Here is a 25,691-nt window from a genome sequence, read left to right on the forward strand (position 1 = left end):
TACCGGCTCTCGTACGTCGCAGGTGAGCCTGTCACTCGAACACCGGACAGGAGCCCTGCGCACAGGCCGGGTTGACTGTGCGTACCCGGATGCCGCTCGCAGAGGGAGCACTGATGTCACCCATCGACAAGCTGTTTCCCTATCGGAGGGAAACCGACGGATTCGAGCTGTTCGCCTTTCCGCACATCGCAGCGGGACCCACGCTGTTCCACTCGCTCCGCGAGGCGGCAGAGGCGGAGGGCATCGCCGTGACCGGGGCGCTGCTGCCGGGGCGCGGACGCAGGGTCCGCGAGGCGCCGCACCGCACGATCGATGCGCTGCTAACCGAGATCGAAGAGGCGGCGAAGTGCGATGGCTTCGCCGCCTTCTCCGGGGACTACGGTCTGCTGGGGCACTGCTCCGGATCCCTTGTCGCCTTCGAGATCGCGCGTCTGCTCGTGCGGCTGCCGTGTGCGAATCCGCGGCTGCTCGTGGTCTGCAGCTGCCGACCGCCGGAACTCATTCCGGACACCGGCACCAGCAGGCTCTCCCGCGAGGACATGTTCGCGCGTACCGCCGCGCTGGGAGGGATGCCGGACGCGCTCATGGCCGACGACGACCTCCTCGACGTACTGGAACGGCCGATGCGTGCGGACTGGGAGATCTTCGACCGCTACGTTCACACCGCCTCCCCGGCACTCCCCGTCCCGATTCTGACGGCACGCGGTGCGGACGACCCGACGGTGCCCGCAGCGGAGCAGCCCCGCTGGAGGGCGCAGACTCAGCGGCTCTTCCGCAGTGTTGAGCTGAAGACCGACCACTGGATGCTCTCCGACGAGGGATCCCGGGCCCTGACCCACGAGATCTCGACAACGCTCTCGGCGATCCGCAGCTGACTACGCCACTGCGTCGCCGAGGCCGGCGAGCGTCACGTCCGGGTCGGCGGCGACCCGATCGAGAACCGCCAGGTAGTCCTGCACCATGCGGCCGGCCACGGCCGCGTCGACTGAGCCTGCGCGGAATCGCAGCAGACCGTGCGCGGCGCCGGACACCTCGGCGATCACGATCTCGACGGGGACCGCACCACCGCCGACGGGCAGCGGGAACCTCTCGACCGGCAGGGACCCCAACCGGCTGCGGACCGCCGCGGGGCCCACCTGGGCCAGCGCGGCGAGCTCGTCGGTGTGGTGCGCCGTGCTCGGCGGCTGCGGTGCCTCCGGTCCCTGATCCCCAGGGGTGCCGGTCGGGCGTGGGGGTGCCTGGTTGACGGTGAACAGCACATCCACGAGATGGCCGCGTCCGCCGACGCCGTGGCGCTCGCGGAGCAGGGACATCGGATAGTCCTGGTGCTCCAGCGCACCGATGACCTGCTGTCTGACCCGAGCGAGCAGCGCGGAGAACGGCATGTCGCCGACCACTCGGCAGCGGATCAGCGAGGTGCCGGCGCAGCATCCGACCACGTCCGCGAATTCGGGACGGGTGCGGCCCGCCATGGGCGTCCCCACGACCAGGTCGTGCTGCGCTGTGGTCCGGTACAGGACCGCCATGAACGAAGCCAACAGCAGTACGTACACCGTCACGTTCTCGGCGGCCGCACGGGTGCGCAGCGACTTTGTCAGCTCTGCCGAGAGCGCGAACTCGATCGCACCGCCGTCGGCTCCGGACCCGTCACCCGCCGGAAAGGTGAGCCGTGGCCATGCGGCGCCCGCGTCGACCGACAGCTGGTCGAGCCAGTGGCGCTCCATGCGGCCTACGCGTGCGTGGTCGGACAGGACGGCGTTCCGCCAGGCGGACACGTCGAGATAGGTAGCTCGTGGCAGCGTCAGGGACAGCTCCCGGCCGGCGGCGTAGGCGCTGTAGAAGGCGCCCACCTCACGGGCGAGGAGGGCGCTCGACCAGAAGTCCGTGATGATGTGGTGCATCCGCACCAGAAGCACGTCAGCGCTGGAGGAGCGGTAGAGGCCGACGTGCAGGAGTGGACCGGTGACCAGGTCCATCGGAGTGCTTGACACGGCGGTCAGGTGTGCGGTGAGGGCGCGTTCGTCCAGCTCGGGCACGTCGTGCACCTCGACCGTGACCGGGCGCTCCGGGTGGACGACCTGTACCAGCTCCTCGTCCAGCACCTCGAACGTCGTACGCAGCACCGGGTGCCGGGCAGAGACGGCGCCCAATGCCCTCTGGAGCGCGTCGAGATCGACCGACTCCGGCAGACGCAGCGCGGTGGCGACGGTGAACTCGGGATTGTCCGGCTCGAGTTGCTGCATCAGCCAGATCTCACGCGCGCCGTGCGACAGCGGTGCCTGTATCCTTCCGGCCGCATCCACGGCCGGCGACGGGGCTCCATTCCAGTGCGCCCCCGCCTTGACCGTCCCGGGAACACGCGGTGAGCCGCCGTCGATGATCTGCTCGAGAATCCCCTCCATGGCCCCGCCGGCGAGCACATCACCGAGCGGCACCGTGACACCGAACTCGGCCTCCAGCCGGTGCTGCAACGTGACGAGGGCGAGCGAGTCCAGGCCGATCGCCAGGAGCGGGACCTGCACGTCGAGCGTGTCCGGCGCGACGCCGACGAGCTGTGCGACGAGGGCACGCAGCCGGTACTCCACATCGTCGCGGGACCCCGGCAGCGCATCGGCCGCGGGCGCACGGGCCGCAGGCACACGCGGTGCGATCTCCGTCAGCTCGCCTGCCAGGTGGCGCGCGCGACACAGACTGCGCTGGACCTTGCCGCTGGAGGTCTTCGGCACCGTGCCTCGGCCCACCAACATGATCGTGTGGGCTCGCAGACCGTGGACGAGGGCCACCGCCTCACGAACCCGGGCGGTGATCTCGACGCCGTCGACGGCTTCGGCCGCCCCCCGCACCTCCATCACCAGTACCAGCCGCTCTTCGGCAGAGCCATCAGGCATTTGGAACGCCGCAGAACAGCCGACCCGCAGCGCCGGGTGCGCGTGCTCCGCGGTGAACTCGATGTCGTGCGGATAGTGGTTCCGGCCGCGCACAATGAGAAGGTCCTTGCGCCGCCCGGTCACAACCAGCCGCCCCTCCAGCTGGAATCCCAGATCCCCGGTACGCAGATAGTCGGCGTCCTCGCCTTCGATGCGTGCGCCGAACACGCGCTCGGTCTCCTCAGGGCGACGCCAGTACCCGCGGGCGACGCTCGGCCCCGTCACCCAGATCTCCCCCACCACGCCCTCGGGGCATCGCTGCCCGGTCCCGGCGTCGACGATCGCGATCTCCTGGTCCGCGGGGCCGGATCCGCAGGAGACGAGCGATACGTCCGACCCCGCACCGGAGGCGGCTGTGTTGCCGGCCAGTGCGTCGCGATCGACGTGGACGCGAGGCACCGGCTTGCCCCGTTCCGTGCCGCTGACGATTAGTGTGGCTTCGGCGAGGCCGTAACACGCCAGGAAGGCGTCCGCCCGGAAGCCTGCCGGCCCGAAGACAGCGGCGAACCTGTCCAGCGTCTCCGGGCGGGTCGGCTCGGCCCCGTTGAACGCCACCTTCCATGAGCTCAGATCGAGCTGGGCCACCTCCTGTGGAGTGGCACGGCGGGCACACAGCTCGTAGGCGAAGTTGGGGCCCCCGCTGACGCTGACGCCAAGGCTCGAGATCTTCCGCAGCCAGCGCATCGGCTGCTCGAGGAAGTGCAGCGGCGACAGCAGCGTCACGGGACAGCCCGAATACAACGGCTGCAGCAGCCCGCCGATCAGACCCATGTCGTGGTAGGGCGGCAGCCAGATCAGAGCCTGGCTGTCGGAGTCGGTGCCGAAGTACCTCTGGATCATGCCGAGGTTGTGCAGCAGATTCGCATGCGAGACCATCACGCCGCGCGGTGCGGCCGTGGAGCCGGAGGTGTACTGCAGGAAGGCCGTCGAACCCGGATCGACCGCGACGGGGGCGGATGTCTCCGCGGACACGGCATCGACCGCGATCCAGCGCAGCTTCCGCAGTTGCGGCGCATGCTCACCGAGATCGTCGATGAACCCGAGCAGATCCGACGTCGTCAGGGCGATGACCGGATCGGCGTCGCCCACCACGCCGATGAGTCGGGGCAGGGTGCGTTCGCGCCGGAAGGGGTCGGGCGGATAGCACGGCACCGCCACCACTCCGGCATAGAGGCAGCCGAAGAACGCGGACACGTAATCGAGTCCGGGCGCCAGCAACAGCAGCGCCCGCTCCCCGGGTTCGACCCCCGCGGTATGAAGCGAGGCGGCGATCGCGGATGCCCGTCGGTCGAGGTCGGCGTAGCTCAGCGTCTCCCGCTCCGCTTCGCCGTCGCTCAGATAGGTGTAGCCGATCGAGTCCGGCCGCTCGCGCGTACGCTCCCGCAACAGCTCGGAGACGGTGCGCGCATCCACGAGCTGTTCCTTCGGCGCCACGGTGAACCTCCAGCAAGAGGGGCGACACACGCGCGTACGCGACAGCACCGCTGACGGTATCCGGGTGTCGGGTCAACTGAAGCAAGGCAACGCCAGGCAAGGCGTCCCGTCCTGTCACAGGAACCTGGGGCGACGGCAATCCTCCGGAGGCACCTACCGTGAGTCCCATGAAAGGCCGCGAGATCCACCTCACTTCAAGGCCTCTCGGCTGGCCGTCGGAGGACGACTTCTGCATGGCTGAAGTCGTGGTGGCCGATCCGCAGGCCGGTGAACTGCTCGTCCGCAACCAGGTGATGTCCGTGGACCCCTACATGCGCGGGCGGATGAACGAAATCCCGTCGTATGTGGCGCCGTTCGACATCGGGCGTCCGCTGGAAGGCAGCGCCGTCGGCACGGTGATCGAGTCCGGGTCCGCGCTCTTCGCACCGGGCGACGTCGTCCTGCACAACGCCGGCTGGCGGGAGTACGCGACGGTGGCGGAGGACGCCGCGACGAAGGTGGACGTCAATCTTGCGCCGCCCTCGGCCTACCTCGGGGTGCTCGGGATGCCCGGCCTCACCGCCTACGCCGGCATTCTGGAGGTCGCTGCCCTGTGCCCCGGCGAGGTCGTGTTCGTGTCGGCGGCCGCCGGTGCCGTCGGCAGCGCGGCAGGACAGATCGCACGGCTGAGAGGAGCCGCGCGGGTGGTCGGGTCCGCCGGCTCCCCCGACAAGGTCGCGTATCTGCGCGGCATCGGGTTCGATGCCTCCTTCGACTACCACGACGGCGCTCTGCGCCGTTCGCTGCGCACCGCCGCGCCGGACGGTGTCGACATCTACTTCGACAACGTCGGCGGGCGGCAACTCGAGGTCGCCATCGGAGCCATGCGCCCGCACGGGCGGGTTGCCATGTGCGGTGCGATCTCGATGTACAACGCCGATGAACCACCGGCAGCGCCCCGGAACCTGGCGCTCGCCATGGGCAAGCGGCTCACCCTTCGGGGCTTTCTCGCCGGCGACTTCGCGCACCTGCGGGATCAGTTCGTCGCGGAGGCCGCCGGGTGGCTGCACCGCGGCGAGCTGCACTACCGGGAGACCTTCGCCGAGGGTCTCCCCGCCGCACCTAGCGCCTTCCTGGACATGATGCGCGGGCGTAACCTGGGCAAGATGCTCGTACGCCTCTGACGAGGGCTGGTCCGCCCCTGCCCAGGATGCGGGCGCGCTTCCGGCACGGCCCGCACAGCGTTCAGCGCGCGGCTGAGCGCCGGTTCGCAGCGGGGGTCAGATCGCCGCGAGGAACGTCCGCACCCGCTCCATCAACAGGTTGGAGGCCTCCGCGTCGAAGGCGTCGAGCGAAGCGTCGGTGAACAGGTGCTGATCACCTGGATAGGTGAACAACTCCGCAGCCGATGCGGACTTGGCCAGCTCGCGTGCCGCCGGCAGGTCCTCCTCGAAGAACTCGTCGCCTTCCTTGCCGTGCATCTGCACCGGCACGTTGTCGGGCCAGGACGTCCCGAACTCCGCGACGGGGATGCAGGAGTGCATCAGCAGTGCTCCCCGTGCGCCGGGTCGCGTCTGCGCAAGCTTCTGGGCGATGGTCACGCCGAAGGAGAAGCCGCCGTAGACCAGCTCCGGACCCAGGTCCTCGGCCGCCGCCACACCACGCGCTCTGAGGGTGTCGAACCCGGTCTCCCGCGCGAACCCCATCCCCTCCTCGAGGCTCCCGAAAGTGCGGCCCTCGAACAGGTCCGGCGTGTGCACGGTGTGGCCGGCCTGTCGCAGTTCACCGGCGAACGCCTGAACCCCGTCGGTCAAGCCCTGGATGTGGTGGAAAAGCAGAACCTCAGCCATCTCCGCAGTCTTCTCTCGTTATTGATCGACTGTTCCGAAAACGCACCACGACACTAGCCCGTCGCCCCGGCAGGTAACAACCTCTCACCTCATGGGTGCGCGACAAACTACTTTGCCCACTTTTGGCGGCGCTGATGAGCACAGAATTCGGCACGGACGGTCACTGAGAGGCATGCCCGCAGATAGGACGCGGATACGGCCGGACGCGCCGACACCGCGGACGCGCCGCACCCAACTTGCATGCAGACAGAGGGTGTTCGGCCGCGTAACGTGATGCGCGCTACGCGGGTCACATCTCCGAAGACCCGAAGGTTGACATGTCCGCACAGGGGTACCCATGTTCCCCAACAGACTTCCCGGTTCGCGGATGAACCTCACGCCGCGACAAGCGCAGCGAGCATCACCCGGCGCACCTGACGTCCGTCGATCGCGCTACCGCCAGTGGCAGCCTTCTTCCTTGGGACACGCATGATTCGTACAGACCTGCTCGTGACCTCTCCGTGCTTCCTCCTGGGCCTGAGTCAGGTCCTCACAGCGGCCGGGGTCAGAATAGTCGCCACCCGAACCTCGGCCGACGAGGAGCCGTGCTGGCTCGCCGACGTGGCGGTCATCGACGCCGACGCAGCCGCTGGTGCAGACCTCGACATCGTCACGGACGCCGCCCGGTCAATGGCAGTGCTCGTCCTCACCAACGACCTCACCGCAAACAGCAATGAATTCTTAAATGCAGGCGCGGTAGGGGTCATCAGCAAAGACGAGCCGGGGTCCGGAATCGTGCGCGCCGTCCAGCTCGCCGCCGCCGGATCAGCCGGTCGCACAGAGTTCACCCGCACCACCCCCCATCTCACCGGCAGCAAAGTCCAGGCGGGCCAACCCACGCTCTCAGAACGCGAGCAGCAGGTTCTCAGCCAGATCGCCCAGGGCAGGACGCACGGCCAGATCGCGACCCGCCTGGGGATAAGCCAGCACACCGTCGACACGTACGTGAAACGCATACGCGTCAAACTCGACGTAGGAAACAAGGCCGAGCTCACCCGCGCCGCGCTTCTCGGCAAATTCGTCACCTCCGTAGAGGACGAGGAAGCCGGCGGCACCGCGAGCATTCCCTCGTCCCGCGTCCCTTCTCCTGCCGAGTCTCACTTGGGACGGGACGGAGCTCCCGTGTCATAAACGTCCAACCGCACTGACTCCACAGGCAATCAACCGTGGCGCGAACGGTGTCTCCCGATTCCCCCACTCGCGCGGATAGCCGAGGGAAACTTCCTCGACGGCGACACCGTCATGGACCGACGACCGCGGCATATGCAGATGACCGTGCACGACAGCATGGATCGGGAAGCGCTTGTGCCACTCGGAGGTGAGCCGCGTGCCGCACCACATGGCCAGATGCGGGGAGAACATTCGCCGTACCGGCTCTTCGATCAGAGGGTAGTGGTTGACCACGATGATCGGGCTGCCCTTTCCGAGGTCGGCCAACCGCTTCTCGGTCGACGCGACGCGGGCGTGGCACCATTCCTGACGTGTCGGGTACGGATCCGGGTGTAACAGCAATTCGTCGCTGAACACATGCCCCGCCTCCCATGCCGCCTCCAGCGCGGAGTCGAGATCTGTGCCGGGGTCGCGGAACGAGTAGTCGTACAGCAGATGGACCGGGGCGATGACGAGTTCCTGCTCTGGGGCGCGCCACGTCACGTACTCGTCCTCGGGCGTCAGCACCTCGATCTTGCGGCACTTCTCCACCAAGCCCGCGTACCGCTCCACTCCCCGGCTCTGGTCCTCGTCGCGCGGATGCGTCCACAGTTCATGGTTGCCCGGCGTCCAGATGACCCGCCGGAAGCGACTGCGCAGACCCGCCAGCACCTCCTGTGTCCGCGATGACGACTCCGCCACGTCTCCCGCGACGAGGAGCCAGTCATCGGGATGCTGCGCGGCCAGTCCGTCGGCGATGCTCCGGTTCACTGGATGTCCGACGTGAAGGTCGCTCACCGCCCACAGGTGCGGATGAGCCCGGTCAGCACATTTCCGGCGCGGATCATCCATGTCGCCCTCTGCCTCCCTTTCATCGGCCGCATGCGTCGTTCAGGGACGTTCCACCTCCAGATCGAGCCATTCGGCGAGTGCGTCCACCTCCGCGTCGACGGCTGCTGTCATTTTCCTCGTGAAAGCCTCGTCCTCATGGACGGCGTTGACCCTGAGGACACCCTCTTTCCGGTCCGCGGACGCATCGAGCTTGCCCACCAGGCGATCGTGGAAAAGAATCGGGAGCGCGAAATAGCCCCAGCGACGTTTCGCCGCGGGCTTGTACATCTCGATTCCGAATTCGAAGTCAAAGAGCTCCATCGTGCGCTTGCGGTCGTGGATCAAACGGTCGAAGGGGGACAACAGCGCGGCCCGCCCCTCGAACGGCTGCCCCAGATACATGGGGTCGACGCGCCACTCGCCCTTGACTCCCTCCACGACGGCCGCCTCGCCTGCGCCGCCGACGTCGTAGGGCTCGATGGGCACCTTGGTCGACTTGGTGCGCGCGATCCCCAACGCCCGCAGCCTCCGCTCGTTCCGTTCCCGCAACGCCTCCTCCGGGTCCGGCACCGGCGCGTCCGGGTACACCCGGTCGGCCAGGTCCCACAGCCGGTTGCGGCCCTGGCGCCCCGCGATCGCCACCTCCCCCAGATCTGCCATGGTCCCCAGCAGCCGGATCACGTTCTGATCGTTCGTCCATCCTGTCGACTTCCACGGAAGCGCACACGTGTCCGGGATGTCGCGAGAGAGCAGCGGCCCGCCGGCCTCCAGCCGGGAAAGGATGTCCCGGCGGCATGCGTCATTGGCCTCGAGCCAGCCGTGCAGCCTCTTCTCCCAGTCGGCCGTCGGCGGCCGATCCCTCATCTCCGCCATTTCGGCCCGGAAAAGCACCGCGTCCTCGACCGGCCGGCTGGTCGCCCCGATCTCGACGAGCTGTCGCTCCTGCAGCACCTGGACCAGGTGTTCCGGCGCGTAGGCCGCACCGAGCCTGCTCCACGACACCAGATCCGCAGCCGGCGCGATGGCTGCGGTCGGATCCAGCTGCAGCAGCGTCAGATGCCTAACCATGGCGGTCAGTTCCGTCGGCCGCTCGCCATGCAGGAGCTGCGCGCGAATCGCGATGCACCGTGCATCCGCACGACTCAGTATGTGAACCTTCATCAGCCTTCCTCCAAAGTGGTTCCGCCTCACCACTCTGCGCCATGTTCATGGAGCGGTCGTTGGTTTCCAGAATGAGTGGGCGTCACGTCAGATACGAAAAATCCCCCCGCCGAGCGCACTGTTCATCCAAGCCGTTCCACGGGCAAACCTGTGAGGCGAGTCTCGGATCAGCCGCACGAAGCGTCATGCCGCCCGTTCGGGTGACTGGTCTCCTGCCTGCCCTGCGTTGTCCCCTACAAAGGGGGCCCCTCCCAAAGGCCCGCAGGCGACGGGATGAGGCAATGCGTACCGAGGAAGTCGACAAGGTATCGAGCGACCTCCTGGACGAACTCGGCATCACGGCACCCGATCACGTCCTGGGGGAACTGGAGCGCCACCACATCATGGCGCGCCGACGCGGCGCCCACATCACCTACTTGGTGGTGCGCCGCACATCGGGCACCGCTCTCGGCCTGCTCCCCCTCTATCAGTTCTCGCGCCCCTACGAGTCGTCCCTCACCCCGGAGAGCATCTTCGAAGGCGGGATGTCTTCGACCGGCTCCCGACTGTGTTCGGCCGGCGGTGCCGGCGGCTACCGGAATCATCTGGTCCTGAGGTCTCCGATCGCGTCCGCGTGCGGCGCCGACGCCGCACGCGCATTGATCTCAGCTGCCCGGGAGGTCGCCTCGACGGTCGGCTGCCCGCAGGTCCTGATCCCGGACCTCGACCCGGCACAGGCTGGATGGCTGGCGGAACTCGAGACGGATGCCATCGCGGTCGCCACGCGCGACAAGGCCGTGATGCCGATCGAATGGGGCCACTTCTCCGAGTATCTGGCCGCTCTGCCGCGCAAGCGCAGATGGCAGGTCCGCCAGGAGCGCCGCGCCTTCGCGGACAGCGGGATCGTCGTACGCGACGAACCACTGTCAGCGGTGGCCGACGAGGTCGCCCCTCTGCTCGCGCAGACCCAGCAGCGCCACGGCGACACCGCGGGCCCTCTCGAGGCGGAGTTCTACCTGGCCATGCTCGCGATGACGTCCGGTTCCGAGGTACGCGCGCTGGTGGGACATCTTTCCGGGAGACCGGTGGCATTCTCGGTGGTCCATCGCCGCGGCGGTACTTGGACGATTCGTGCGGTGGGCCGCGACTATGCGGCACCGGACCACAGTCAATACTTCAACTTGACCTATTACGAACCCATCACCCGCGCCATCGCCGACGGCGCCACACTGATCGACTTCGGTGCCGGATCCCTCTCCGCCAAGCGCTTCCGCGGATGCCGGCTCCAGCCCCTTCGATCCCTGCTCATCGCCACCGCACCGTCCCGAGAACGGTGATCGGTCGCCTGTTTCGGCGACAGGACCAATCCCCACCCGGGCCGTAGCTTCCAATCCATCGCACATCGTTGATCGAGGAGGCCTCAGTGGACGATGACGACAAGATCGCGGTGGTCGGGGTCGCAGCACAGGTCCCCGGCGCGTCTTGCGTCGACGCCTACTGGCTGAACCTCGTCCGGGGCAAGGAGTCCGTGGCAGCACTGAGCGACGAACACCTGCGCGACCACGGCGTCTCCGAAGACCTGTTGACGAACGCCGCGTACGTCAAGGCAGCCGCCTTGGTGCCGGACGCCCAGTATTTCGACGCCGACCTGTTCTCCATGACTCCTCGGGAAGCGCAGACCTGCGACCCGCAGATCCGGCTGTTCCTCGAAACCGCCCACACGGCCATCGAAAACGCCGGCTACGACCCGACCACCATCAGCGCGGGAACCGGAGTCTTCGCCTCGGCCGGCGCGCCGCTTTACCACGAGCACCACCTGCGCCCCCAGAAGGACGCGCTGGGCTTTCCGCTCTCCGATGTATCGACCCTCAATCTCGGCGGCTACATCGCCACCATGACTTCGTACAAACTCAACCTGCACGGGCCCAGCCTGACCGTGCAGACCGCCTGCTCCAGCACCCTGGTCGCCTTGCACCTGGCATGCCAGTCGCTGCGCAACGGGGACTGCGACACCGCGCTCGTCGGAGGGGCCAGCATCGACTTCCCGTACGGGCACGGCTATCTCTGGTCGGAAGGCGGAGTCCAGTCCCGCAGCGGCCGCTGCCGGCCCTTCGACGCGGAGGCCGACGGCACCGTTTTCGGCGGGGGCGCCTGTGCGGTCCTGCTGAAGAGGCTTCCCGACGCCCTCGCCGACCACGATCACATCCGCGCCGTGATCCGCGGAAGCGCGATCAACAACGACGGGTCCGACAAGGTCAGTTTCGGCGCGCCCAACGCGGCCGCGCAGCGGGCAGTCGTGATGGAAGCACTGGCCGTGGCCGACGTACGACCGGGCGACATCTCCTACGTCGAGGCGCACGGGACCGGCACCGTCGTGGGTGATCCCATCGAGATCAGCGCGCTGACCGACGCCTTCGTCGGCCTCGCCGAGGAGCCGCTCCCGGTCGGCAGCTGCTCCATCGGGTCGGTGAAGGGCAACATCGGGCATCTGGGGCCGGTGGCCGGCCTGGCGGGATTCATCAAGGCGGTACTCGCGCTGGAACACGAACAGCTGCCGCCCAGCATCAACTACCGGTCGCCCAACCCCCGACTCGACCTCGGATCCTCCCTGTTCCGCGTACAAGACCGGCTCACTGCCTGGCCGCGGGACCCCGAGCGGCCACGCCGCGCGGGCGTCAGTTCCATGGGGATCGGTGGCTCCAACGCCCACGTCGTGCTGGAGGAGCCCCCCGTCGTCCCCTCCGCCCTGCATCAAGGGGAACCGCGTCTGGTGGTCTGGTCGAGCCCCACCGCAGACGCCGAGCCGGCCGTCCGCGCCGGCCTCGCCGATGCCTTCCTGAAACTGGGGGACGAGGTGTTCGCGGACGCGGTGGCGACACTGCAGCACGGCCGCCAGACCCACCCGATCCGGGCGGCCGCCGTATGCGTCGGCGCTCACGACGCAGCCACCACCATGACGGCGGCCGACACCGGCCGGATCCTCGTCTCGCGACAGCCACTGACGAGCCCGCCCTCTGTCTGTCTGCTGTTCCCCGGCCAGGGTTCCCAGCATGTCGAGATGGCGCACGGCCTCTACCGGCGCGTGCCGGGTTTCGCGCGGGCACTCGACGAGTGGCTCGAGCGACTGGACGCTCCTGACCTGCCGCTGCGCGACTGCTGGCGCGGGACCGCCGGGCTCGACATCACCGAGACCTCCCTCGCCCAGCCTCTCCTGTTCGCCACCGAACTCGCCCTGGCGCAGATGTGGCAGCAGGCGGGCGTCCGCCCCGCCGCCCTCCTCGGCCACAGCCTGGGCGAGCTGGCGGCCGCCACCGTCGCCGGGATCCTCGAACCCGATGCTGCCGCCGCACTCGTCCTGGCCCGCGCCAGGGCGATGCGCGATCACGCAGCCGGCGGCGGCATGCTCGCTGCCGCGACCGGTGCGGACGCACTCCACGACGTTCTCACCGGGACCGTCACCGTGGCCGTGATCAACCGGGCCGACCAGGTGGTGCTGGCCGGGTCCGACGACGACCTCGCCGACGTGGCCGAGGAGCTGACCAACCGTGGTGTCGCATGCACCCGGCTGCCCACCTCGAGTGCCTTTCACACACCCCTGCTCCGGGACGCCGCCCGCGCATTCGAGAAGGCCTTCACCGGCGTGACCTTGTCGCCACCGGCCCTGCCTGTCTATTCAGCCGCCACCGGACGCACCATCACCGCGGACGAGGCCGTCGACCCGGCCTTCTGGGTGAGTCAGCTCATGGAGCCCGTGCAGTTCGCCACCGCCCTCGACGCGCTGGTCGAGACCGGGCCCGGCATGCTTCTCGAGGTCGGCCCCGGGCAGGTACTCACCGAGCTGGCCCGCCGCCACGAGCGGGTTCGAGACGCCTCCGTCGCCGTGGTGCCGACGCTGCCGCGGCGTAGCGGAACGGCTGCGGGTGACGACACCGACCCGGACATGACCGCCATGCTGACCGCCGCAGCGCACCTGTGGACGGCTGGTACCGATATCTCCTGGGAGGCCGTCGGGCAGGCTCCGCTGCGCCATCGGATCCCACTGCCCGGCTACCCCTACCAGCGCAAACGGCACTGGGTCGAGACACCGCCGGCAGCAGCTGACCTCATGACCGCGCCGGATCCGACCGCCCAAACCCACACCGCACAACCGCCGGCTCTTGCGGGAACCGGCGTCGACAACGGTCAGCCCAGCCCGTTCTCGACCCTGCGCTGGACCTCCTCCGCTCCGACACCACCCCCTCTCACCCGCGCGCGGGCCACAGCCGTCGTCTTCCTCCCTGCCGCCGAAGACCGCGCGAACGACGTGGTGGCCGCGCTCAAGCGCGCCGAGATGCACACGATCCGGATCCGTCCGGCCGACGCCTACCGCCACGACGGCGACGAGTTCGGGATCCGCCCCGGTGTCACCGCCGACATCGAGCAGGTCTTCGCCGCACTTGCCCGCCACGGGACCGAGGCCGACCTCCTGGTGCATGCCATCACGGCTGCTCCCTGGCCGCCTGCGTCGACGGCCACCGTCCAACAGCAGCTGGACGACAGCTTCTTCAGCGCACTCGCGCTCGTCCAACACGGCCTGCGGACCAGCACCACGGGCCGCGTCCCCGAGCTCATCACGCTGACCTCGGGCGCGGTCGACGTCTCAGGAGCCGACCCGGTCGACCCGGTGAAGGCGAGCATCCACGGAGTCATCCGCGCCCTGGCCGCCGAACTGCCTCGGCAACGCTGCAAGGTCATCGACTTCTCCTCCAACACTCCCGTCGACGAACTGCGCGATGAACTCTGCCGTGCCGGTGAGGACCTCGTCGTCGCACTGCGCGGGCGTCACCGCTGGGTGCCCCGGGAGACGCCGCTGCAACTGCCACCCCACCACGCATCGGCTCTTCGTTCCGGAGGCGTATACGTCATCACCGGAGGGATGGGCGCACTTGGACTGACAATCATGCGCAGCATCGCCGCGACAGGCATCCGGCCGCGGATCGCGCTGCTCGGTCGCACCCTTCCCGCCACCGAAGAGCCCGTCGACACCTGGTCGGCCGACGTCACGACCGCCGTACGGGACGCCACCGCGCTCGGGGCAGAGGTCCGCCTGCTCGCGTGCGACGTAGGTGACCCGCGGCAGGTGCGGCGCGCCCTCGACATCGTCGCGGCCACCTTCGGGCCGGTCCAGGGCCTGCTGCATCTCGCGGGGGTCGCAGGCAACGGGATTCTGCAGGTCCGCGATCCGGAGCGAGCCGCCGAGGTGCTGCGCCCCAAGGTGCACGGAACGCTCGCCCTCGCGGAGGCGCTCGCCGGCCGGCCCGTACTCGACTGGATCGTGCTCTTCTCGAGTCGCGCTGCCGTCGACGGCCTCGTCGGCGGCGGCGACTACGCCGCGGCGAACGCGGTCATGGACCTGTGCACGCGCCTCGACCAGTTCCCCGCGGACCGGGTGCTGAGCATCAACTACCCGAGCTGGACCACCGTCGGCATGGCCAGCCGACCCGACGGCGCGCCCGCGGTCGGCGAACTGCACTGGACCACCACGCTGGACGCCGAGAACACCTGGGCGCTCGACGAGCACCGGCTCGACGGCACCCCCATCCTGCCCGGAACCGCCCACCTCGGCCTGGTCACGCGCGCGTTCGGCCAGACCGTGCCGGAGGACACCGGCCGCGCATTGGTGCTCTCCGATGTGGCCTTCGTCGCGCCCTTGACTGCGCGCCGGGCGAGGCGTGTGACTGTCGTGTTCGCCCCCGACGGTGCCCGCCACCGCTTCGAGGTCCGCTCCCAGCCCGCGGACGACACGACCGCACGGTGGGTCACGCACGCCACCGGACGGATCGAACACCGGAGCGTCGAGGCGCCTGCCTGCGATCTCACGGCACTGCGCAAGGCCACCCGTCCGACGGCGGGATCCGCTGCCGGGGCCTTCACACTCGGAGCACGCTGGGACTCGGTCGTGGAAGTCCGCGACAGTGCGCACGAGAGGCTTGTCGAGCTGCGGCTCCCGGCGCAGTTCACCGACGATCTCCGCACACACCCGCTGCATCCGGCACTGCTGGACCTGGCGACCTCCGCGCTGCGGGGGTGCCCGGGGCCCGGCCCCGAGGATCGGGCCGACGAGGCGTATCTGCCCTTCCTCTACCGTGCGCTCACGGTCTTCGCGCCGCTTCAGGAAGAGATCTCCGCCCACATCCGCCGGAAGGAGATCCACCACGGACAGCTCGTGGCGGACATCGACGTCATCGGCGCCGACGGCGTCCTCCTCGTCTCCATCGAAGGCTTCACGATGCGGAAGATCGACCGGACCGCGTTCGACGCCGACCACGGTGACCACGACGCTGACACCCAGGACCACGCAGGCATCGACCCATCCGTCGGAACCGACATCCTGATGCGTCTGCTCGCTGCCAAGACTCCCGAACAGATACTTGTGCGCCCACACCGGAACGGCCGACCGGTGCCCGTACTATCTGCCGCACACCTCACTTCCGGGCTGCCGGCTTCCGAAACCATTCGCGCTGAGTCTTCCCGGCCACTACCGAAACCGGAGCCCGCAAGCGCACCAACAGGGCCTGCGGCACCGGCCGCTGATTCCTGGACAGATACGCCGGGCTCGACCTCGGACCGCCTTCGCGGCCTGTGGGCGCGCACCCTGGGGCACGACCAGTTCGCACCCGACGACGACTTCTTCGACCTGGGGGGCAACTCACTGACCGCGATTGAACTGATGGCGCAGATCCGAGAGGTGTTCGACATCGAGTTGACCGTCGGGTTCCTCTTCGAAGCCCCCACCTTGGCCGAACTCGCCGAGGTCATCGACCAACGGGTGCAGTGATGACAGCCGCACCGCACACCTCCACCGCCCCCGGGCCCGCGGCGGATCCCGCACACCGCCTCACGCTGCACAACGACTGGTCGCTGTGGCGGCTGGCCGCCCTGCGCAGCGCCGGCATGCCGATCTCATGGCTCGACAGGTTCGCGGTACCCGACTGCGCGGACGACGAATCCGACATCCGCAGCCGCGAGACCTCCGCAGCGGCAGTACGCTCTGTCGTCGCACAACCCGCCTTCCTCGAAGCTGTCACCTGGCAGAACCCGGCTCTCATCCGGAACTGGATGGGCCGCTTCGCCGCAGATCTCGCCGCAGACGGAGACGGACGCCTCTCCCGCAGAGACCAGCGCGAAGCCCTCGTCGCCTTCCTCGCACAGCGCTACTGCGCGAAGAACGAGACCATCGGCTTCTTCGGCCCCGTCGCCTGGGCACGGTTCGGCGACGACCACGCCGGTGTCCGCACGCGCGGCACGGCCGGGCTGCGCAGCCGCACCCTCTTCCGCGAGCACTGGGCCGTCGACGCGATCGCCCGTACCTTCGCGGAGCGGCCGGCCCTCCACACCCACCTGATCGCCCGGCGGCACCCGGCGTGCTCCTTCGACGGCGGAGTACTGCGCCGACCACGACGCCGACCGCAGCCTCTGAACCCCGACGAAGCCGCCCTGGCCGCTGTCCTTGACCGCCCGCGCCGGGTGGGTGAGCTGCTGAGCGCGTACGGACCTCCCGAATCGGCGCCGGCCGCCGCGCGGGCCCTGGAGCGGCTCGCGGCGACCGGAGCAGTCCTCATCGGATTGCCCGTCCCGGTCACCGATCAGCCGGAAGACGCACTGCGCGACCATCTCTCGCAGATCCCGGACGAGAAGCTGCGCGACAGCCTGCTGGCCGAACTCGACCACCTCGACGAAGCCGTCGACGCCGTCGCGGCCATGGCGGGCGACCCGGTGGCGCTGCACGGCGCCCTGGACCGGCTCGGGGCAGAGTTCCGGTCCCTGACCGGAGTCGGCGATCAACGCGCCAAGCCCGATCGTGACCTCGGACGGTGCATCGTGTACGAGGACTGCCGACGGGACCTCGACGTCGACATCGGCACGGACCTGATCGACGATCTCCGTGCCCCGCTCGGACTCCTCCTGGACACCGCCCGCTGGCTCGTGTGCGAGAACGGAGCCGAGCTCGAGCGGGACCTCGCGGCACGCGCGGAATCCCTGCATGCCGCCTCAGGACGGCCGGTAGCACTGTGCGACCTGGTGATGGCCTCCGGAGATATCCTCAGCGGACTGCCCGGCAGCACGGTCTCGCGGGTCGCCGCCGACTTCCAGGCACGCTGGACGGAACTGCTCGCCACCGCCACCGAATCCTCGGCGTCCTCGGTCCGGCTCACCACCGCGGCAACGGCCCCGCTGGTGCGCCTGCTGTTCCCTGCCGGCCCGGTCCGATGGCGCGCCGCCCGGCAGCACAGCCCGGACCTGATGCTCCGCGCACGCCCCGGCAGCCGTCCGCAATGGGTGCTCGGCGAGCTGCACCTCGCCGTCAACACGCTGGAGAACCGCGCCTTCGCCACCCAGGCCGACGATCGTGCGGAACTGCTCGCGGCAACCGCGGCCGACTTCCCGGACGGCCGCTTCGTGCCCGTGTACCCGGCCGCGTCACCAGCGGTCACCTCACGCACCTACCCTCCGCTGGCCCTCGACCTTCCCGAGCTCTACCAGTACTGGTCCTGGACCGCGGACGAGGGGCATCCCTCGGGCAGGACCGTACTGCCCGGCGCAGGTCTGCTCGTCGAACAGGACGACACAAGCCGACTCCTCGTCCGCTCGGCCGACGGCACCTGGCGGGCGCCGCTCACCGAAGTGCTCGGCGAATTTTTCACCGCAGTCGTCGCGAACCAGTTCAGCATCCGGCCCCGAGCCGCCCACCAGCCCCGCCTGCTGCTCGACGACGTGGTCATCGCACGTGAGACCTGGCATCTGCCGGTGTCGGAGCTCCCCTACACCGTCGACAACGACTACCGTCATCGCGCGCTGCGCCGGCGACTGCAGGAGCTGGGCATGCCGCGCTGGGTGTTCGCCCGGACCCCGGACCAGCCGAAGCCCTACCTCGTCGACCAGGACGCGCCGCTGTCCCTGCGCAACCTCGCACGGGGTCTGCGCCGGAGCGCCGCCTCCGACGCCTCCACCGCCGTCACCTTCACCGAGATGCTCCCTGCCACGGACGAGCTGTGGCTCGCCGGACCCGACGGCCAGCCGCACACCAGCGAACTGCGCGTTGTCGTCCACGACGACGCCCAGGTCACGTCCCCGCTGACAACGCCAGATCGGACGGCATCCGCATGACCGCATTCTCGTCAGCCTGGTTCAGCGACGTGGTCAATCCGGACGGGGACGGACCTCTCGTGATCGCGCTGCCCTACGCCGGCGGTTCAGGGCGCGCGTTCCGCCAGCTGCACCAGTACCTGCCCGGCGACAGTGTTCTGGTGATCGTCGACCTGCCGGGACACGGACCCCGGCTGTCCGAACCCTGCCTGCGCGATGCGGACGACGTCGTCACCGGGCTGCTCGGGGCGCTGGAAGAACTCCCGGCGGAACGGATCGTGCTCCTGGGGTACAGCATGGGCGGGTGGCTCGCCTACGAAGCGGCCGCACGACTCACCGACGCGGGAACTCCGCCCATGGGCCTCGTCGTGTGCGGCACACGCGCGCCCCAGACTGGGATCGGGCATCCGTCAGTCACGACGCATCCCCCCGGCCGGGCCTTCCTCCGCGCCGCCGTCGAGATGGGGCTCGCCGCCCCGGAGATGCTCGAGGTCCCGGGCATGGCCGATCTCTTCGCCGAGCCTCTGCACGCGGACTTCGCGGTGGTGCAGAGCTACCGCTACCGGCCGCGCCCCCCGCTCTCCGTACCGAACTGCGTCGTCGGCTTCGACTCCGACTGGCTGGTGCCCGAGCCGTCGCTCCGGGCCTGGGACGACGTGTGCACGCATCCGCTGCACCGCCGCGTCAAGGGCACCCATCTCGCACTGCACGAGGACGAGGCGGCGTTCGGCGCAGCGGTGGCGGCAGGAGTGGCGCACATCAGTGCCACCCATCCGCCGCAGCCGGTCACGACGGTCCAGACGGCCTCGGCTCGGCCATCCGACGAGGGGAACATCGCGGACCGGGCCGTCCCCGACGGCGTCACCGCAGTGGGCCTCGTAGCGCAGACTGCGCGGCAGACACCGGACGCACCGGCCGTCGTGGACAAGGACCGCGTCGTCTACACCTACCAGGATCTCCTGAAACTCTCGGCGCAGGTCGCCCGGCTTCTCCACGAGCACCGCATCGAAGCCGGCCACCATGTGGCGTTCATCGGACGGCGCAATCCGGGATCCGTCGTCGCGATCCTCGGCACAGCCCTGGCGGGCGCCGCGTTCGTACCCATCAGCGACAAGTGGCCGCTCGAACGGACGGCGTACGTCCTGCGCTCGACACGAGTGCGCTGCCTTCTCGGTTTCGCCGATGACCTGGCCCTGCTTGAGCAACTTGGTGCCGCCTGTCCCGATCTCACCGACGTCGTGCTCCTCGATGTCCCCACGGAATGCCCTCCGCAGCCACGTCCCACACGTCCGCCCACCGAACAGGCCACCACCGAAAGCGACTTCAAGGAGATCGCCGACTGCGTCATCGCCGAAGAGCCGCGCACCGTACTGCAGATCGGTCTGGGGCAGGGCGAACTGCTGAAGCTTGTCGCACCTCATGTGGACCTGTTCACCGCCGTCGACGCGGACGACAACGCGATCCGCACGGCGACCGCGTGGGCCCAGGACCACGGCGTGTTCGCCGATCTCCAGGTCGGCCAACCGGAACGCCTCGATGAGCTGGTGTCGACCACCGTCGACGTGGCCGTCCTGCCCGCAGGTCCCTCCCCAGCGCTGCTGAACGCCGTCACAGCCGTCGTCCGGCCCGGCGGTGCCGTACTCCTGCCGGGTCCCGCACCGCACGAACCCGGCCCCGCCTGGGCGGTACGGCCCCCGACGCAGGGCAGTCACACGACCGTGCTGCGCCGGACAGACCTGCCACCGGACACAGCGGACCGGCCCGCCCAGCGCGTGCACACCAGATGGCACCTCGCCCGGCAGCCCGATTCCCCGCCACCCGTCTCGGCCGGTCCGGGCGACGTCGCCTACGTGATCTACACCTCCGGCTCCACCGGCCACCCCAAGGGCGTCGCGGTCAGCAACAGCGCACTGCTCAACACACTCTCGGGCTCCGCCGAACAGTTCGCCGTCCAAGCCGACGACAAACTTCTGCAAGTGACGTCATTCTGCTTCGACCTCTCCATCTTCGATGTCTTCGGGGTGCTGTCCGCAGGGGGCGTCCTGCGCATCGCCGACGACACCGAACTCGCCGAACCCCGAGTGCTCGCACGGGTGTTGCTTGACGAGGAGATAACCGTGTGGAACTCGGCACCCTCGATGTTCGCCTGGCTCCTCCCGTTCCTCACCGGCAGCGACGCGCCACGTGAGCAGCGAACGTCCCTGCGCCTGATGTTGCTCGCCGGCGACTGGATCCCTGTGTCCATGCCCGACGAAACCCGTGAGGTCTTTCCCAAAGTGCGGATCGTCAATCTGGGCGGCGCCACCGAGACCGCAGTCTGGTCGTGCTTCTACGAGATCGACTCCGTGGACCCGGAGTGGCCGAGCATTCCCTACGGGCGCCCGCTGAAGGGCTCGCACTACTACATCCTCGACGAGCAGCGACAACCCGTCGCGCTCGACGAAGTCGGCCAGATCTACGCGGCTGGGGACTCGCTCGCTCTCGGATACCACGGCGATCCCGCACAGACCGCGCGGAGCTTCGTCCCCGACCCGTTCCGGCCCGGGCAGCGCATGTACGCCAGTGGTGACCGCGGCCGCTGGCGGGCGGACGGGGAGATGCAGTTGCTGGGCCGGATCGACCACCAGGTGAAGATCCGCGGATACCGCGTCGAGCTCGAGGAGATCGAGGCCGTGATGGCCAGTGCGCAGAATGTTCGATCGGCCGTCATCGTCACCTGCGACCGCGGCGGGAACCGGACGCTCGCCGGCTTCTACACCTGCCGCGGATCCGGAACAACCAGCGCCGAGATGCGCGAGCTGCTGGCATCCCATCTCCCGCCTTACATGATCCCGAGCCATCTCGGTCGCCTGGACACATTCCCCCTCACCACCAACGGCAAGGTGGACCGGGCCGCGCTGGCACAGCTCGTGCTCCAGGCCGGTCCGACCACCTCCACCGGAGGGCAGCAGTGACCGCCCCCGACAGCGGTCTCCCCCGCCGACTGCACGACATCTGGACCGACCTGCTCGGCGACTCCGACCCAGATGCCGGATTCCTCGAAGCCGGCGGACACTCGGTGCTGGCGGCCAGGCTCATCGCCCGTATCGGCGCCGAGCTCGATGCCACACTCAGCCTCGCCACCCTCATCAGGGACAACCCTTCGTTCCATGACCTCGTCGCGTTTGTCGAGCGGGCCAGGCACGATCCCTCCCCTGCCGGCCCACGTCCCGCCGCCCCGGAGTCAACCGCCGACAACCACCCGGAACCGGCGCCCATCTCTCCCGCCATGCGCAGAATCTGGACGTGGCACCAACTCCACCCGGACTCCCCCGCCTACAACGTCGTGCGGGTCCTCACGCTCGACGCCCAGGTGCAACCCGCGACGCTGCGCGCCGCCCTGGCGGACCTCGCCGACCGTCATGACGCCTTGCGCTGCCGCGTCGTCGAACCCGCACCCGCCCGCGCCGAGATCGTCATCGACGAGGCAGTCTCCGTACCTCTCGTGATCGACGTCGTACACGGCACGTCACACGACGACGTGGCCGACCAGGTCGACACCGCACTGCGCCGGACCGCCGACCGGCCGATCCCACTCGACACCGCACCGCTGTGGCGGTGCGGACTCGTCTGGTCACCCGCCACCGGGCGCACCTGGATCGCCCTGGTGATGCACCACCTCATCAGCGACCTGCGCTCCTCGGACATCGTGCTCAACGACCTGGCGATCGCCTACGCCGCACGCCAGGACGGAGCCGCACCGCAGTGGCCGCGCCCGGCCCCCGGTCTCCTCCCCCACCTCCGCCGCCAGGCCGGCCACGCCGACTCCGCACAGTGGAAGGCCGACCTCGACTGGTGGGGTCAGCGGCTGGCCGCCCGCGCCCGCACCCCGCTGCCCGGGCCTGCACCACTCGCAGCCGGACCTGACGAGCACCGGGCCACCACCCACACCGTCGACCTGCCGGCCCGAGCCGGCCACGCGGTGGACTCGATGGTGCGCGGCGCCGGAATCACACCGGCGGTCTTCTTCCTGACCATCGCCACCACGATTCTCGCGTCACGCTCCGGAGGCGACCCGGGTGTGGTCGGCGTGCCGAGCCTCCGGGTGGCGGAGCCCTCGGACGAACAGACCGTTTCCTTCCTCCTCGACACATTGCTGCTGGACCCCGGCGATCCCGCCGCAGACAAGCGCACCGTCGTCGAGGCCTGCGCGGCGACACGCCTCACGCTCCTAGACGCCGTGGACCACGCGACGCCCACCTACGACGAGATCCTCGACCGCCTGCAGCTCCCGCGCACGTCCCGCAGTCCACTCATCCGCCTCTGGTTCAACGACCTCACCGGGGCAGCTCCACCAGCGCGGTTCGCCAACCATGCGAGCACGGAACACGACCTCGCGCCCGGGTGGGCACTGTTCGACCTCAGCCTGTACGTCATACGCACCGCCGACGGCTACCGCCTGCACCTCGCCGCCCCGCAGCGATCAGCACACCACGATGTTGCCGATCTCACCGATCTCGCGGAGCAGGTGGCACGGGTCTGCTCAGCCGCCGCAGCCGACCCGCAGCGCCAACTCGTCGGCCTCCTGCCGCCGGCGCGGAACGGCGGACACAGCACCACACCACCCGCCCCCGGTCACGCGCCGTCGACGGTCGAACTCCTCACCCGTACAGCAGGCGAACAGCCCACCGCCCCGGCTCTCGACACCGACGACGGAGTCGTCGACCGGCGCACACTCGACCACGCCGTCACCGCCCGCGCCGCCCAGGTGCTGGCAACGGCTGAAGCCGGAGACCTCGTCGCCCTGCCCGCTCGACGGGACCGTCTCTTCATCGAGCGGCTGCTCGCCTGTCTGCGCGCCAAGGTCACCCCCGTACTGATCGATGCCGCGTGGCCGAAGGCACGCCGCGACGCAGCGGCTCTGGGCAGCCGCGCCTCCCATGCCTTCCCCGACGACGACGGCCCTCTGCAAGCCCTTCCTGCCCCGCCCCGGCAGGCGCACGACCTTCCCGCGCCGGCACATGTGCTCTTCACCTCCGGCACGACCGCCGACCCACTCCCGGTACTCATACCGACACCTGTCACCGACGCCGCGATCGCCGACCTCGCGGCCTGGCTCGGAGTAGGCAGCGACGACCGCATCGCCCTGCTCAGCGGACCGGCTCACGACCCTGCCCTGCGCGACATCGGCCTCGCGGTCCGGACGGGAGCATGCCTCTGCCTGCCCGCGCCGAGTGAGCAGGCCGACCTCACCAGGCTTGCCCAGTGGCTGCACACCCAGCGGATCAGCGTCCTCAGCGCGACCCCGACCCTGCTGACCCTGGCCTTCGGCTCGGCTCAGGGCACCCAACGCCTCCCCCACCTGCGCCTCGTCATCTGCGGGGGCGCCCCGCTCACCACCGCGACGGCGGCACTGATCAGGTCGCGAGCACCGAAAGCCGTCATCATCAACGGCTACGGATGCGTCGAGACCCCGCAACTGGTGGTCACACACCGCCTCGATCCCGACGACCCGCTCCCCGACACCTCACACGTACCCATCGGTCGTCCGCTGCCTGGCAGGAGGGTCGAGCTCCTCACCACGGACGGGCGCCGATGCACCGACGGAGAACGCGGTGAACTCTGGGTCGGCGAACCGTGGATCGCGTCCGGATACCTCACCGATGCACCCGAGCGGTTCGTCACCGGCTCCCGCCGGCTGGTGCGCACCGGCGACCTCGCGCAGCGGGACTCGACCGGGCTGCTCCACCTGGTCGGTCGCCTCGATCGGCAGGTTCTGGTCAATTCCCACCGTGTCCTGCTCGACGAGGTCGAGGCAGCGGCACGCGGCTGCCCCGGGGTCGCGGACGCGGTGGCCGAACTCGTCGGCGACGAAGACCACCAGGCGCTGCGGCTGTGGGTACAGCCCCTGGCTGCGGAGTCGCGTCCGCAGGAGGCGGCCGTGCGCACGCATCTCACCGAAGTGCTCGCTGCGCCGGCCCTTCCCGCCACGATCACGTTCGTCGACCGGCTTGACCTGTCCGCGAATCTCAAGCCCGCTGCCCCAGGCGCGGGAGCACACACCGCGCCTTCCCCCGGGTCCTCTACGTCACTCGACGCCCGGCTCCAAGACACCGCCGCGGCGGTACTCGGCCACCCCGTCTCCACCACGACCAACTTCTTCGACGCCGGCTTCACCTCGATCACGCTGCTGCAGTTCGGGGCAGAACTGAGCACCGTCCTCGGCCGACGGGTGGAACCGCTCTGGCTGTTCCAGCACCCGAACCTGCGGGCGCTCGCTGCGGCTCTCGGCCTCACCGCCCACCCCCTTACCGGGGCCGACGGCGCCCGTCACGGCACTCCGCCACCTCACAACCCCAGCGGGCCCGGCCACCAGGAGAGCCGCGAGCGTCTGCGTGACGCCCGGCGCCGGGCCAGGCAGCAGACCCGCACGTCCACGGACCAGTGAACCGCCCCATCGGCCAAGACACCTCGTGAAGGCCGGAGGGCAGGCTAGGGAGGATGGATCAGGTGACGCTCAGACCCGGCAATCTGGCGGAGATCGCAGTATCCGGCCGGCCGGCACCAGGGCCGCTGCCCCCAACCGGTCCGGCGCTGTGGGAAATAGTGCCGGAGGCCTGGCGCACCGATGTCTCCGAGTTGGCCACTGAGGTACTCGACGCCAGGGAGCGAGAGCGGGCCGCGGCATTCCGGTTTCCGGAAGATCGGGAGGCGTACGTGGTCGCGCATGTGGGGCTGCGGCTGCTGCTGGGCGCATACCTGAACACACCAGTCGGTTCCGTGGCGCTGGAGCGGCGACCCTGTCCCGTCTGCGGCGGGCCGCATGGTCGACCAGCGGTGCCAGGTGACGAGGTCCACTTCTCCCTCTCGCACACCAGAGGGCAGGTGCTCTTCGCGTTCGCTCTCGCGCCGGTGGGGGCGGATGTGGAGCAAGTCCCCTCGGCGTCCCGGGTGGATCCGGTGGTCCGGACTCTGCACCCGGAGGAGCAGAGGGAACTGGCGGCACTACCTGCGCAGGCGCGGGCCGAGGCCTTCGGCCGAGTGTGGGTGCGCAAGGAAGCCTTCTTCAAAGGGCTTGGTACAGGGCTTTCCCGCGGGCTCGAGCAGGACTACGTCGGCGTGCTGCCACGCGGTGCGATACAGCCGCCCGGTTGGGAGATCAGGGATGTGGCCGTGGGGCATGGCTTCCAGGCCGCGGTCGCTGTGCAGCAAGTCAGGACACGGTAGGCCACGAAGA

Annotated in this window: 13 protein-coding genes; 9 read left to right on the plus strand and 4 right to left on the minus strand. The window is 69.4% G+C overall.

From position 1 onward, the window contains the following. Positions 1-113: 113 nt before the first annotated feature. Complete coding sequence (locus OHA88_RS02925; RefSeq protein ID WP_328624076.1) at positions 114-875, plus strand: thioesterase II family protein; 762 nt, start codon at positions 114-116, stop codon at positions 873-875. Here the strand turns inward: OHA88_RS02925 and OHA88_RS02930 are convergent, their stop codons facing one another. Then, the gene (locus tag OHA88_RS02930; protein ID WP_328624077.1) at positions 876-4,340 is read right to left on the minus strand and encodes an AMP-binding protein; all 3,465 of its coding nucleotides are present in this window, start codon (positions 4,338-4,340) and stop codon (positions 876-878) included. A gap of 188 nt (positions 4,341-4,528) precedes the next feature. Here OHA88_RS02930 and OHA88_RS02935 point away from each other — a divergent pair, with 188 nt between their 5' ends. Beyond that, positions 4,529-5,524, plus strand: a complete 996-nt coding sequence (locus OHA88_RS02935) for an NADP-dependent oxidoreductase (RefSeq protein WP_328624078.1) — start codon at positions 4,529-4,531, stop codon at positions 5,522-5,524. 96 nt (positions 5,525-5,620) lie between these two features. Here OHA88_RS02935 and OHA88_RS02940 read toward each other — a convergent pair whose 3' ends face one another. Beyond that, a complete protein-coding gene (locus OHA88_RS02940) occupies positions 5,621-6,190 on the minus strand; it encodes a dienelactone hydrolase family protein (RefSeq protein ID WP_328624079.1) in 570 nt (189 codons plus the stop codon). Between the two features lie 441 nt (positions 6,191-6,631). Between OHA88_RS02940 and OHA88_RS02945 the strand changes: the two genes are divergently transcribed. Then, entirely contained in the window at positions 6,632-7,360 is a 729-nt protein-coding gene (locus OHA88_RS02945; RefSeq protein WP_328624080.1) for a helix-turn-helix transcriptional regulator, read from the plus strand. On the opposite strand, the gene OHA88_RS02950 is transcribed toward OHA88_RS02945, so the two are convergent. Together OHA88_RS02950 and OHA88_RS02955 are read right to left on the minus strand one after the other, a co-directional pair. Next, positions 7,355-8,230, minus strand: coding sequence for a metallophosphoesterase family protein (locus OHA88_RS02950; protein ID WP_328624081.1), 876 nt, complete (start codon positions 8,228-8,230; stop codon positions 7,355-7,357). The genes OHA88_RS02945 and OHA88_RS02950 overlap by 6 nt on opposite strands. Before the next feature lie 39 nt (positions 8,231-8,269). Further along, positions 8,270-9,400 (minus strand): DNA glycosylase AlkZ-like family protein, encoded by a 1,131-nt coding sequence (locus tag OHA88_RS02955; protein WP_328624082.1) that lies wholly within the window; start codon positions 9,398-9,400, stop codon positions 8,270-8,272. A 251-nt stretch (positions 9,401-9,651) separates the two neighbouring features. Between OHA88_RS02955 and OHA88_RS02960 the strand changes: the two genes are divergently transcribed. The 6 genes from OHA88_RS02960 (at position 9,652) to OHA88_RS02985 (ending at position 25,681) form a co-directional block, all read left to right on the plus strand. Next, positions 9,652-10,686, plus strand: a complete 1,035-nt coding sequence (locus tag OHA88_RS02960) for a GNAT family N-acetyltransferase (protein WP_328624083.1) — start codon at positions 9,652-9,654, stop codon at positions 10,684-10,686. A gap of 86 nt (positions 10,687-10,772) precedes the next feature. Beyond that, a complete protein-coding gene (locus tag OHA88_RS02965) occupies positions 10,773-16,166 on the plus strand; it encodes a type I polyketide synthase (protein WP_328624084.1) in 5,394 nt (1,797 codons plus the stop codon). Beyond that, the gene (locus tag OHA88_RS02970; RefSeq protein ID WP_328624085.1) at positions 16,166-18,496 is read left to right on the plus strand and encodes a lantibiotic dehydratase; all 2,331 of its coding nucleotides are present in this window, start codon (positions 16,166-16,168) and stop codon (positions 18,494-18,496) included. The genes OHA88_RS02965 and OHA88_RS02970 overlap by 1 nt, the downstream gene beginning before the upstream one ends. Beyond that, positions 18,493-21,429: an AMP-binding protein gene (locus tag OHA88_RS02975; protein WP_328624086.1), complete on the plus strand. Its 2,937-nt coding sequence runs from the start codon at positions 18,493-18,495 to the stop codon at positions 21,427-21,429. Before OHA88_RS02970 ends, OHA88_RS02975 begins: the two co-directional genes overlap by 4 nt. Continuing rightward, positions 21,426-24,902, plus strand: coding sequence for a condensation domain-containing protein (locus OHA88_RS02980; RefSeq protein ID WP_328624087.1), 3,477 nt, complete (start codon positions 21,426-21,428; stop codon positions 24,900-24,902). Before OHA88_RS02975 ends, OHA88_RS02980 begins: the two co-directional genes overlap by 4 nt. A 53-nt stretch (positions 24,903-24,955) precedes the next feature. After that, on the plus strand, positions 24,956-25,681 hold the full coding sequence (locus tag OHA88_RS02985) for a 4'-phosphopantetheinyl transferase family protein (RefSeq protein ID WP_328624088.1): 726 nt from the start codon (positions 24,956-24,958) through the stop codon (positions 25,679-25,681). Positions 25,682-25,691: the final 10 nt, after the last annotated feature.

The sequence above is a fragment of the Streptomyces sp. NBC_00353 genome (assembly GCF_036108815.1).
Taxonomy (GTDB): domain Bacteria; phylum Actinomycetota; class Actinomycetes; order Streptomycetales; family Streptomycetaceae; genus Streptomyces.